Origin of the sequence: Sphingopyxis sp. A083 (genome assembly GCF_001468495.1) — a bacterium.
Classification (GTDB): domain Bacteria; phylum Pseudomonadota; class Alphaproteobacteria; order Sphingomonadales; family Sphingomonadaceae; genus Sphingopyxis; species Sphingopyxis terrae.
Genome location: NZ_LNSK01000001.1, coordinates 523,864 through 535,454, shown reverse-complemented (window position 1 = coordinate 535,454; position 11,591 = coordinate 523,864). Strand labels below are relative to the sequence as shown.

At 66.6% G+C, this 11,591-nt stretch carries 13 protein-coding genes; 5 read left to right on the top strand and 8 right to left on the bottom strand.

From position 1 onward, the window contains the following. Positions 1–103 precede the first annotated feature (103 nt). Positions 104–1,117 carry a hypothetical protein gene (locus ATE59_RS02595; RefSeq protein ID WP_058811081.1) on the bottom strand — a complete coding sequence of 338 codons (1,014 nt, stop codon included), beginning with the start codon at positions 1,115–1,117 and terminating at the stop codon, positions 104–106. 287 nt (positions 1,118–1,404) lie between these two features. Between ATE59_RS02595 and crcB the strand changes: the two genes are divergently transcribed. The 5 genes from crcB to ATE59_RS02570 are packed head-to-tail and all read left to right on the top strand — an operon-like array spanning position 1,405 to position 4,559. After that, positions 1,405–1,782, top strand: coding sequence for a fluoride efflux transporter CrcB (gene crcB, locus ATE59_RS02590; protein ID WP_058811080.1), 378 nt, complete (start codon positions 1,405–1,407; stop codon positions 1,780–1,782). Then, on the top strand, positions 1,779–3,017 hold the full coding sequence (locus ATE59_RS02585) for an RluA family pseudouridine synthase (protein ID WP_058811079.1): 1,239 nt from the start codon (positions 1,779–1,781) through the stop codon (positions 3,015–3,017). The genes crcB and ATE59_RS02585 overlap by 4 nt, the downstream gene beginning before the upstream one ends. After that, complete coding sequence (locus tag ATE59_RS02580) at positions 3,017–3,640, top strand: FMN-binding negative transcriptional regulator (protein WP_058811078.1); 624 nt, start codon at positions 3,017–3,019, stop codon at positions 3,638–3,640. Before ATE59_RS02585 ends, ATE59_RS02580 begins: the two co-directional genes overlap by 1 nt. Next, a complete protein-coding gene (locus ATE59_RS02575) occupies positions 3,637–3,873 on the top strand; it encodes a hypothetical protein (protein WP_058811077.1) in 237 nt (78 codons plus the stop codon). The genes ATE59_RS02580 and ATE59_RS02575 overlap by 4 nt, the downstream gene beginning before the upstream one ends. Then, positions 3,870–4,559, top strand: coding sequence for an ATP12 family chaperone protein (locus ATE59_RS02570; RefSeq protein ID WP_058811076.1), 690 nt, complete (start codon positions 3,870–3,872; stop codon positions 4,557–4,559). The genes ATE59_RS02575 and ATE59_RS02570 overlap by 4 nt, the downstream gene beginning before the upstream one ends. Positions 4,560–4,584: 25 nt before the next feature. Here ATE59_RS02570 and ATE59_RS02565 read toward each other — a convergent pair whose 3' ends face one another. The 7 genes from ATE59_RS02565 to mutM all read right to left on the bottom strand — a co-directional run bounded on the left by ATE59_RS02565 (position 4,585) and on the right by mutM (position 11,554). Next, positions 4,585–5,388, bottom strand: coding sequence for a crotonase/enoyl-CoA hydratase family protein (locus ATE59_RS02565; RefSeq protein WP_058811075.1), 804 nt, complete (start codon positions 5,386–5,388; stop codon positions 4,585–4,587). Positions 5,389–5,399: 11 nt separating this feature from the next. Next, a complete protein-coding gene (locus ATE59_RS02560) occupies positions 5,400–6,011 on the bottom strand; it encodes a 2-hydroxychromene-2-carboxylate isomerase (protein ID WP_058811074.1) in 612 nt (203 codons plus the stop codon). 29 nt (positions 6,012–6,040) lie between these two features. Beyond that, positions 6,041–6,691: a TetR/AcrR family transcriptional regulator gene (locus tag ATE59_RS02555; protein WP_003048746.1), complete on the bottom strand. Its 651-nt coding sequence runs from the start codon at positions 6,689–6,691 to the stop codon at positions 6,041–6,043. After that, positions 6,688–8,211, bottom strand: a complete 1,524-nt coding sequence (locus ATE59_RS02550; protein ID WP_058811073.1) for an acyl-CoA synthetase — start codon at positions 8,209–8,211, stop codon at positions 6,688–6,690. Before ATE59_RS02550 ends, ATE59_RS02555 begins: the two co-directional genes overlap by 4 nt. Before the next feature lie 195 nt (positions 8,212–8,406). Further along, on the bottom strand, positions 8,407–9,777 hold the full coding sequence (dnaA, locus tag ATE59_RS02545) for a chromosomal replication initiator protein DnaA (protein WP_231292932.1): 1,371 nt from the start codon (positions 9,775–9,777) through the stop codon (positions 8,407–8,409). Positions 9,778–10,280: 503 nt separating this feature from the next. Further along, the gene (gene rpsT / locus ATE59_RS02540) at positions 10,281–10,544 is read right to left on the bottom strand and encodes a 30S ribosomal protein S20 (protein WP_003048739.1); all 264 of its coding nucleotides are present in this window, start codon (positions 10,542–10,544) and stop codon (positions 10,281–10,283) included. A gap of 197 nt (positions 10,545–10,741) precedes the next feature. Further along, positions 10,742–11,554 (bottom strand): bifunctional DNA-formamidopyrimidine glycosylase/DNA-(apurinic or apyrimidinic site) lyase, encoded by an 813-nt coding sequence (gene mutM, locus ATE59_RS02535; RefSeq protein ID WP_058811072.1) that lies wholly within the window; start codon positions 11,552–11,554, stop codon positions 10,742–10,744. Between the last annotated feature and the right edge of the window lie 37 nt (positions 11,555–11,591).

Genomic DNA, 11,591 nt, shown 5'->3' with positions numbered 1-11,591 from the left:
TGCCCCTTCCACCAGAGGAAGGGGTTGAGGGGGGAAAGGGGCGTAGCCGGGGGGCCGCGCCCCTTTCGCGTTTGAAGGCCCTCTCCCCCGGGCGCGCCGACGCCTATTCGTCGAGCGCCTCGAAATAGCGCGCCATCGCCTCGTTCGCGCCGTCGGACAGCGCAATGAAGATGCGCCGTCCGTCCTGCGGATCGGCCTCGCGCAGGAAAATGCCGGCGTCGGTCATCGTCTTGATCCAGCGCAGCGCCGTCGTCGCGGGGACCGCGGCGGCGATGCACAAGCTCGACACCGACACCGGCTGCCGCTCGAGCCGCGCCGCATAGAGATCGAGCAGCATGTCCCAGGCGGGATCGGCGAACAGATCGGCGGCGAAATATTGCTCGCGCATCCGGCGCTGGCGCAGCATGTGGCGCACCGCCTTGGCGCGCTGACGGTCGCGGGTGCGCTCTTCGGGTTCGAAACTGCGCGGCATCACCGAAAAATCGCGCGTCGGCGCGCGCACGCCGGCGTCATAGCCGACGATGCCGCCACCCGGGCGCGGCGCCCCCGCCAGTCCCGGCTGCCCCGCGAGTTCGCCCAGCAGACGCGAAATGCGCGCCACCTCATCCTGCAACCGGTCGATCCGCTCCATCGCCTCGTCGCGCGAAATATCGTGGACGGCGAGCCGCGCCGACGGGCGCGCTGCGGCAAGCGCGACGAGGCGTTCGGCGGGGTCGGCATCGACCAGCCATTGGGTGCGCAAAGCGTCAGGCACGGCAGCGGCGACGCGATCGAGCGCGGCAAGCGTCGTTTCGCAGACAAGGCCGCATTGCCGTTCGGCCGCCGCCGCCATCAGGTCGGAGAAGGTTTCGCTCTCGATCGCCTCCGCTCCGGCGATCCACAATATGTCGGCGGCGATCATCGCGCGCAGATGCCCTGCGGCGCGCATCGAAGGCACCGCCGCGACAAGCCGCACCCCCGCGACACGGTCAACGTCGGGACAGGCCGCATCGCAGCCGACGAAAAGCAGGCGCGCCGGCGCCCCTTCGTCGCGCGGCGCCGACCATGCCGTCCGCGTTTCGTTCAGCCCTAAAGGAAAGACCGGTTCCGCCGGTCGCATATCGATCATCTGTTCCATTTCGACGCCCTTCCCTGTCGCCCTGGTCCATCGCGGTACAACTATGCCGTCACAGCGGCTATATTCACCTTTTGTTCGTTCCCATTTGCCGCCAAAACGGACCCAAGCACGACGATAGCCTGAGTCGACGCGCGCCGACGGACGGGAAGAAGGTCCGATCTGGACATGTTTTGTTCTCATCGTCAAGCCCCCTTGGCGACGATCCCGGTCGCCGACAGGGAGCGATGCGACCACCAACGGGCGATCGCCCGCTTTGCGCCACGCGCTTTTGCGGCTAGGGCGAGCGGATGAACGGACTTTTCCCTGTCATGGTCGGCGGTGCGATCGGCGCGGGTGCGCGGCACCTGGTCGGCCAGATCCTGCTCGCGCGGCTTGGCCCCGGCTTTCCCTGGTGGACGTTGTCGGTCAATATCGCCGGCAGCCTGCTGATGGGGCTGCTGATCGGCTGGCTCGCGCGCAGCGGCGGCAGCGATCAGGCCCGGCTGTTCCTGGGCGTCGGGGTGCTGGGCGGCTTCACCACCTTCTCGTCGTTCAGCATGGAATTCTGGACTTTGTTCGAACGGGGCCAGATGGCGCAGGCGGCGGCCTATGTCGGCGCGTCGGTCATCATCGGCATTGCGGCGTGCGGCGTCGGAATGGTCATGATGCGGCAGCTTCCGGCATGAGCGGTGACAGCGCCATTGTCGCCGAAGAAGATGGCGGCATCCGCCTCGACCGCTGGTTCAAACGGCACCGGCCGGGCACGCCCCACGCGCTGATCGCGCGCTGGGCCCGGTCGGGCGAGCTGACCATCGACGGGCGCAAGGCCGATGTCTCGGACCGGATCGAGGCGGGGCAGACAATCGCGATGCCGGTGCCGCCCGCGGCGCCATCCGGCCCCCGGCCGCGCAAGGAAAAAGCGCTGTCGCCGGCCGATATCGCGCTCGCCGAAGCGATGGTTATCCACCGCGACAAGAGCGCGCTGGTGCTCGACAAGCCGCCGGGCCTCGCGACGCAGGGCGGAACGAAGACCGACAGTCATGTCGACGGCCTGCTCGGCGCCCTGCAGGGCGATGCCGCCGTGCGCCCCAAGCTGGTCCACCGGCTCGACAAGGATACGTCGGGCGCGCTGCTCGTCGCGCGCACCCCGCGCGCCGCTGCCTGGTTCGCCAAGGCCTTTTCGAACCGCAGCGCGCGCAAGACCTATTGGGCGATCGTTGTCGGCGTCCCCGACATCGCGCAGGGCGAGATCGACCTGCCGCTCGCCAAGCAACCCGGATCGGGCGGCGAGAAGATGCACGTCGACGAAAAAGGCCTGCCGTCGAAATCGCGCTATCGCGTCATCGAACGCGCGGGCAACAGTGCGGCGTGGGTCGAACTGCAGCCGCTGACCGGCCGCACGCATCAATTGCGCGTCCATATGGCGGCGATCGGCCATCCGATCGTCGGCGACGGCAAATATGGCGGCAAGGGCGCGTTCCTGACGGGCACGATCAGCCGCAAACTGCACCTGCACAGCCGCCGGCTGCGCATCGACCATCCCGATGGCGGCGCCATCGACATCAGCGCGCCGCTGCCGCCGCATTTCGCCGAAAGCCTGGAAGCGCTGGGCTTCGACCCGCTGCTCGGCGACCTGCTGACCGAAGAGGCGCCGCGCGCATCGACCAAGACGGTGCAGAAGGCAAAGGCGAAGGCGCATGCGAAGCAGGTGCGCAAGGCAAGACGCGGCGAACGGCGCGGCCGTGCCGAGGCGAAGGTCCAGTCAAAACCAGCTAAGTCGAAACCAGGGACGGAGAAATCCGGCGCATCGAAGCCGGGCGGCAAACCGCCCACAAAGCGCGGCCCGGCGAAGCCCGGCGCCGCGAAGCCCGGAGCCGCCAAGACGGGCGCCCGCGGTCCGGCGCCGCGAAAGCCGCGCTGATGCACCCCAATCCGGCGTTCCGGCCCCGGCAGGACGATCTCGCCGCGCTGCTGGTGCGCGAAATCGGCTTTGCCGCCATTTTCGCGGCGACGCCCGACGGCCCACGCGTCGCCCACGCGCCCGTCGTGCTCAGCGCCGACGCGACGACGCTGCAATTCCACCTCGCGCGCGGTAACGGGCTGACGAAGCATCTTGCCGGCGCGCCGGCACTCGCGGTGGTGCAGGGCCCCGATGCCTATGTCAGCGCCAACTGGTACGCCGACGCCGCAACCGCGGTGCCGACGTGGAATTATGTCGCGGTCGAGATGGAAGGCGTGGCGCGCAAGCTCGAGGATGCCGAACTGGTCGCGCAGCTCGACACGCTGTCGACGCTGCACGAGGCACGCGCCGGCGAAAATCCGCCGTGGACGCGCGCCAAGATGGACGCCAACCATTTCGCGCGGTTGACCGGCGCAATCACCGGCTTCGAGATGCGGATCAGCGCATGGCGGCCGACGGTGAAACTGTCGCAGAACAAGGATGCAGCCGAGCGCGAGCGCGTGGCAGAGGGAATCGAGCGGACGGGCCACGGCGCCCTCGCGCATTTGATGCGCCAGCTCGCAGGCGATAAGGCGGGGGCATGAGCAACGAACAGGACCGGCTGGCCAAGAAGCGCTTTTTCGCGCTGTCGGCGATGCGAATCGTCGGCGCGCTTTTCATCATGGCGGGTTTCGTGCTGATCCGGGGCGGCTGGGCCATCGCCGGTCAGCCCACCGATCGCTGGATCGGCGTGATCGTCGTCCTGACCGGCGTGTTCGATTTCGCAATCATGCCGCGCATCCTGGCGCGCAGCTGGCGGACACCGCCCGCGCCATGAAACGCTTCTGGAAGACTGCCACGACCGTCCCGCAGGACGGCGGCCGGGGCATCGCGCTTGACGGGCGCCCGGTGCGCACCCCCGCGCGCGCGCCGCTGGTGGTGCCGAGCGAGGAGCTTGCCGAAGCGATCGCCGCCGAATGGAATGCGCAGGGCAGCGACATCGATCCGGCGGCGATGCCGATGACCGGTATCGCCAACGCCGCGATCGATCTGGCGACGGGCGACCGCGCGGCCTTTGCCGAGACCATCGCCGCCTATGCCCAGACCGACCTTCTCTGCTACCGCGACGACCGCGATGCCGCGCTGCAAAGCGAACAGGCGGCGGCGTGGAATCCGCTGCTCGCCTGGGCGGAGGCGCGGCACGGCATCGAATTCGCGCTGGCGCAGGGCGTGCTGCCGATCGACCAGCCCGCCGCAACGGTGGCGGCGCTGCGCGAGGCGGTGCACGCGCTCGATCCCTTTCGCCTCGCGCCGCTGTCGCCGCTCGTCACCATCGGCGGTTCGCTCGTCGCCGGGCTCGCGCTCGTCGAAGACGCCTTCGCCGCCGACATGCTGTGGGAGGCGGTCAGCCTCGACGAGCTGTATCAGGAACGCCGCTGGGGCGCCGACAGCGAAGCGCAAAAGGCGCGCGACCGCCGCGCCGCCGATTGGGGCAATGCGGCGCGGTTCTTGCGCTTACTCTGACGAATCGATGCTCTGACGCCTCCGATCAATCGGCGAAGTCGGGCTTGCGTTTCTGCATATGCGCCATCACCGCCTCCATCTGATTGGGGGTGCGGATGACCTTTATCTGTTCGTCGCTTTCGGCCTGCAGGATTTCGGCATCGCTCGCGTCGGCAAGCATGTTGCACAGCCGCTTGGCGCCGCGGATCGCATGCGGATTCTTGCCCGCGATCACCGCCGCGAGTTCCATCGCCTTGGCGAGCGGTTCTTCGGCGACATGCGTCGCAAAGCCCAGCGCCTTCGCCTCTACGCCGTTGAATTCGCGGTTGGTGTAGATCATCTCGCGCAGCACGTCGTCGGCAACCTGGGTGCGCCATAGCGCCATGCCGGCGACATCGGGGACAAGGCCCCAGCGCATTTCCATGATCGCGATGCGCGTATCGGGATGAACGATGCGGATATCGGCGGCAGCCATGATCTGGCTGCCCGCGCCAAAGGCGACGCCGTGTACCGCCGCGATCACCGGCACCGGCAGTTCGCGCCAGCCCCAGGCGGCATATTGCGCGTTGTTGGCACGACCGCGCGTCCGTTCGGCGAGTCCGCCGCCGGCGCTGCTCGCGCCCGGATCACGCTCGCCGCCGAGGCTGGAGAGATCGAGTCCGGCGCAAAAGGCGCGCCCCTCGCCCGACAGGACGACGACGCGCAGCCCCGCGGTCGCCTTGAGCTGGTCGACCGCCGCCGCAAGCGCCTCCCACATCGCGCCGTCGAGCGCGTTCATCTTGTCGGTGCGGATCAGGCGGACGTCGGCGATGCCGTCGTCGAGCATGGTGATCGAAATACGGTCCTGCATGGAGATTCCTCTCAGGCTTTCAAAAGCGCCGCTTCGACGAGCGGCAGTTGGTCGTTGCCGAAATACATATCATCGCCGTCGACGAACATCGACGGCGAACCATAGCCGCCGCGCGCGATCACCTCGTCGGTATTGGCGCGCAGCCGCGCCTTGACCGCATCGCTCGCCGCCGCATCGCGGATCGCCGCGCCGTCGAGGCCCGCGCGCGTTGCTGCCGCTTCGAGCACCGCAGGGTCGTCGAGGTTGTCTTGCGCGCCGAAATAGGATTCGAACGCCGCCCGGGCGAAGGCGATCAGCGCCGGTTGATCGGGCTCGAGCGCGGTGGCGAAGCGCATCGCCGCGACGCTCTTTGCCGGATGCCAGCGGGAGGGGAAATTCATCTCCACCCCCGCGAGCCGCGCCCAGTCCCCCAGCACTTTCCAGCTATGTTGCAGCTTGCGATTGTCGCTCTGTTCGCGCGCCGCATAGACCGATTGGTTCACCGCGTTGAACACCCCGCCGACCAGGATCGGCCGGAAGGTCGCGCTGGCGCCGGTGCGCGCGATCAGCGGCTGGACGTTGGTGAACGCCAGATAGGTCCAGGGCGACGACAGGTCGAAAAAGAATTCCAGATGGCGCGGCATGATCGATCCTTTGCAAATGAAAAGGCGCGTCAGGCCTGCAGGTCGGCCTGTTCGATCGCGCGGTGGAACCGGCGCGCCACAGCGGGATCGAGCCGGTCCTCGAACAAGGTCAGATGCCGTTCGACCGTCCAGCGCGCGCTATCGAGGTCGCCGACCGCCGCCGGGTCCATCTCGCGCTGATATTCGAGGCCGAAGCGCAGGATCACGAGCGCATTGGTGCAAAGATCGCCGAGCCGCGCGCGCGACCAGTCGAGGTAGCCGCGATCGATCATCGCGCCAAGATAGAGCATCAGCTGGCCGTGCACGCGTTCGTACCAGCCGTCGATGTGGTCGAGAATGATCGGGCTCGATTCGCCATAATCGGCGCGGTCGCGATAGAGAAAGCGGAAGGTATGGAGCTCGCGCTGCATGCAGGCGAGCAGTGCGACATATTCTTCGATCAGATCACCGTCATCGGACGGCTGCAGTTGCAGCCGCTCTTCGATCGCCTCGGCGAAATCGGCGCTGATCGCGTCGAGGAGCGCGCGCTTGCTTCGGAAATGATACCAGAGATTGCCCTCGGCGATGCCGACATCGGCGGCGATCGCCGCGGTCGATACGCTGCCGAAGCGCTGTTCGTTGAACAGGCGCAGCGCGGCGGCGAGGATACGGTCGCGCGTCTTGACGCGGGGTGCGTTCACGCCTTCTTTTCCCAATATTGGTCGCGCAGCAGCCGCTTGTAGAGTTTGCCCGTATCGTGGCGCGGCAGCGCCTCCATGAAATCGATGCGGCGCGGCACCTTCACGCCCGACAGTTTCTGGCGCGCATAGGCGCCGAGCTCGTCGCGGAATTCATCGGTCGCGTCGGCCATGTCGGCGGGCTGAATCACCGCGATCACCTCCTCGCCCATTTCCTCGTGCGGGCCGCCGACGACCGCGACATCGGCAACTTTGGGATGGGTGACGAGATGGTTTTCGATCTCCTGCGGATAGATGTTTACCCCGCCCGAAATGATCATGAAGCTCTTGCGGTCGGTAAGATAAAGGAAGCCGTCGGCATCGAGCTTGCCGACGTCGCCGAGTGTCGACCAGCCCTTCGAATTGCGGCTCGACGCGGTCTTTTCGGGGTCGTCGTGATATTCGAAGACATTGTCGCTTTCGAAAAAGACCGCGCCCTCCTCGCCCACCGGCACTTCGGTTTCATTGTCCTCGCCGACGATGTGGACGGTCCCCAGGATTGCGCGGCCGACGGTGCCCTTGTGCGCCAGCCAGTCCTGGCTGGTGGCGAAGGTCATGCCATTGCCCTCCGACCCCGCATAATATTCGAGCAGCACCGGCCCCCACCAGTCGATCATCGCCTGCTTGACCGGGACCGGGCACGGCGCCGCAGCGTGGATCGCGCTCTTCATCGACGACACGTCATATTGCGCACGCACCTCCGCGGGCAATTTGAGCATGCGGACGAAATGGGTGGGCACGAACTGCGCCGCGTTGCAGCGATAATGCTGGATCGCCGCCAGCGCGGCTTCGGGATCGAATTTCTTCATCAGCACGACGGTGCCGCCAAGCCGGTGGATCGTCATCGACCAGCGGAGCGGAGCGGCGTGATAGAGCGGCGCGGGCGAAAGATAGATGCTGTCGGCGTTGATCCCGAACGCGGCCGAAGCGAGCATCACCAGACTGTTCGGCGCGTCGATCTCCTCCTCCTCGGGGAGCGGCACCTTGACCCCCTTGGGCCGGCCGGTCGTCCCTGACGAATAGAGCATGTCGACCCCGGCGCGTTCGTCGGCGATACGCGTCGCGGGCATCGCGGCCAGCGCGTCCTCGATTCGGGTCCATCCGGCAATCGCGCCGCCCATCGAATAGCGTTCGATCCGGGTTTCGAGCTGGAGCGCCGCGGATGCGAGGCTGGCCGAGACGACGAGCATCTTCGCGCCCGAATTTTCAAGGATATAGTCGGTCTCGTCCTGCGTCAGCCGCGACGAAATGCAGACATAGCGCAGCCCCGCACGCTGTGCCCCCCAGGTCAGCCCATAATAATGCGGGGTGTTTTCCAGCATGAAAGCAACGACATCGTCATGCTTCAGCCCGTGGCTGCGAAACAGCTGCGCGGCGCGGTTCGACGCTGCATCGAGTTCGGCATAGCTGACCGTCTCACCGGTTTCGGCGACGATTACCGCGGGTTTCTCGGGCGAACTGGCAGCATGAACAGACGGGTGCATCGGGCATCTTCTCCAAGGGGCTTTTGGTTTCTTTATGTCCCGCGATCAGTAGCAAGCTGAAACTTTCGGTCAAGCCGCCGTAGGGTGAAGACCCTAGGATATGCCGGTGTCAAAAATGGACGCAGTTTCGCGGCGGCCGAAGCGCCCGCCGATCCCGGCAATAGTCCGGGGATAAGCCCGGTATAAGTCTGTGGATCAGTTGTTGAGGCTGCGCCGGATCGCGGCGATTTCGGCGTCGAGTTCGCTGTCGGTCACGCGCAGCGCCTCGACCGTGCGCACCGCGTGGATCACCGTCGAATGGTCGCGCCCGCCAAAGCGGCGGCCGATCTCGGGATAGGAGCGCGGCGTCAGTTCCTTGGCGAGATACATCGCGACCTGGCGCGGGCGCGCGACCGCGCGGACGCGGCGTTTCGACGCCATTTCGGCCTTGTCGAGCCGGTAATGGGCACAGACCGCACGCTGGATTTCCTCGATCGTGATCCGCGGGCGCGCGCTGCGGACATTTTCGGCGAGCCGATCTTCGGCGAGCGCCAGATCGACCCTGGCGCCGGTCAGCGCGGCATAGGCGAGCAGCTTGTTGAGCGCGCCTTCGAGTTCGCGGATGTTGCGCGTGAAATGGCGGACGAGATAGGCGACGACGTCGTCGGGCACTTCAACCATCGGCATGGCGGCGAGGCGCTGGCGGATGATGCGTTCGCGCAGATCGTCCTCGGGCGCCTCGATATCGGCGACAAGCCCGCCCGACAGGCGCGACAGCAGCCGCGCCTCGACCCCGTCGAGCATCGCGGGCGGCCGGTCGGCGGTGACGACGAGCCGCTTGCCCGCGGTCATCAGGTCGTCGATCGTGTGGAGCAGCTCTTCCTGCGTCGAATTCTTGCCGATCACGAATTGCAGATCGTCGAGGAGCAGCAGATCGGCAGCGCGGAGCCGCGCCTTGAACGCCATCATGTCGCCGCCGCGCATCGCGCCGACGAATTCGAGCATGAATTTTTCCGCCGACATCAGGATGATGGTCGCGGTCGGATGCGCGGCAGCATAGTCCTGCGCGATCGCCTGCAGGAGATGCGTCTTGCCCTGCCCGGTGCCCGAGCAGAGATAGAGCGGGTTGAACTGCGGCGTTTCCACCATCGCCATGCGGCGCGCCGCATTGGCAGCGAGGATGTTCGAGCGCGCGACGACGAAGCGATCGAAACAGAGCCGCGGATCGAAGCCGAGCAGCGCGGGATTGGCGGCGGGCACGGCAGCCGGCGCTGACGCCTCGAAGCTCGGCAGCGGCGCCGAGGCGAGCACGGTCGCCCGCTCGGCAGCGGCGACTCCGCCGCGCACCGACACGCTGCGCACCGCGGGCAGCAGTTGGCGCCACGCCAGTTCGAGGCGCTCGCCGAATCGTTCGTTGATCCAGTTGGCCGAAAAGCGGCTCGCGGTTTCCAGCGTCACGACGCCCGACAGGGTGCAATATTCGGCGAAACGGACGGGCTTCAGCCAATGGTCGAAGGTGCGCGCGCCCAGATCGCGGCGCAGCCCTTCGGCCACGCGCGGCCAAAGCGTCGCGGCATCGGCGCTCATCGCTTCCATGCCTGCTTTGTCGTCACGCCTGTCCCCGCTTTGCACCACAATCCATGCCCCCGATATGCCCCCACGGCGGCCCGATCGCCCCGCAGCCCACCACATGCCGATCCGGGCGCCCACGCCGGGGCGCAAGCATCCTGTCCCGGGCGCGCAGCCCGAAGCTTTCCGAATCATGTCGATGTGGCGGCCGCCGGCGAAGGCCAACGACGCCTTTTTCTAGGCAGGGGGAGACGAGTCGATCAAGGGTGCGGAGCGTAAAAAATCTGAAATAAAATTCTTGACTCGCAAGGGGGCGCGGAAACGCGTTGGAGGGCAATATTTCCTATATTTTTCAGATGTTTAATTCGACGTGAAAACGTCATGGTAAACGAATCGCGATAAATCCGTCACTTACCGCGCTGCAACAGCTTTGCCATCGCGCTGTAACAAAAAAGGACCCGCGGGCGCTTGGCCGGCGGGTCCTTTTTTGTGCCCTTTCGGGACGGTGCGGCGTGCGCGGATCAGGCGATCGCGTTCACGCTCTTGGTCAGGCGCGAATATTTGCGCGCAACCGTGTTCTTGTGGAGGACGCCCTTGGCAACGCCGCGCGCCATTTCGGGCTGCGCCGCTGCGAGCGCTGCAGTCGCGGCGGCCTTGTCGCCGGCGGCAACCGCGTTTTCGACCTTCTTCACGAGCGTGCGGATGCGCGAAACGCGATTCTTGTTGATCAGCGTGCGCGCGCTGTTGCGACGGATGCGCTTTTTTGCCTGCGGCGTATTGGCCATAAGTTCCTCAAAATATCCAATCGGTTCAACGGTCGGAGCACAGCAGCAGCGGAGCAGCCGAATCGCGCGTGGACGGCGAATCAATGTCCGGATGCGGCCGGTTCCGGTTGACCGGACCCTGCTCGAAGGGTGGGCCCATAGCCAGCATGTCTCCGAAGGTCAACGCTTTTCGCTGGAAAAGCGGCATCCGATCACGCTCACCGCTGGCATTTGGGGCAATAGAAGGTGGACCGCCCCGACTGGACGATCCGCACGATCGTGCCGCCGCATTCGCAGCGCTCGCCCTTGCGGCCATAGACGCGCCAATCCTTGGCGAAATAGCCGAGGTCGCCTTCGGGACTGAGGAAATCGCGCAAGGTCGAACCGCCGGCAGCGATCGCCGCCGCCAGCACCGCCTTGATCGCCGGCACCAGTGCGCCGAGCTTTGCCCGCGACACGTCGGCCGCGGCGCGGGTCGGCGCGATTCGCGCCATGTTGAGCGCCTCGCACACATAGATGTTGCCGAGTCCCGCGACGATCGTCTGGTCGAGCAGCATCGCCTTGATCGGCGCGCGACGGCCGGCGAGCGCGCTGGCCAGATAGGCGGCGTCGAAATCGTCCGACAGCGGCTCCGGCCCCAGCGTGACGAAGGCAGGAAAGATCGCGAGCGGGTCGCCATTCACAAGATCGACCGACCCGAACCGCCGCGGATCATGGAGGAACAGGCGGTGTCCGGCGCCGGTTTCGAGCAGCAGATGATCGTGCTTGCCCGCCTCGCCGCCCTCGGTGCGCCACCGCCCCGACATGCCGAGATGGAAGATCATATGGTCGTCGCGGTCGGTCGAGACGATGCCATATTTGGCGCGCCGCGCGAGATGGGTAACCGTCGCCCCGGTCAGCCGCTGCGCAAGGTCGGCGGGAAAGGGGCGCCGCAGATCGGGGCGGAAGGTGCTGACCGTGACGAGCCGCTGCCCCTCGAGAAAGGGCGCGAGGCCGCGCACGGTGGTTTCGACTTCGGGAAGCTCGGGCATTTCGCGCCAGCGGTATCTGGCATTTGCGCGCGCGGCA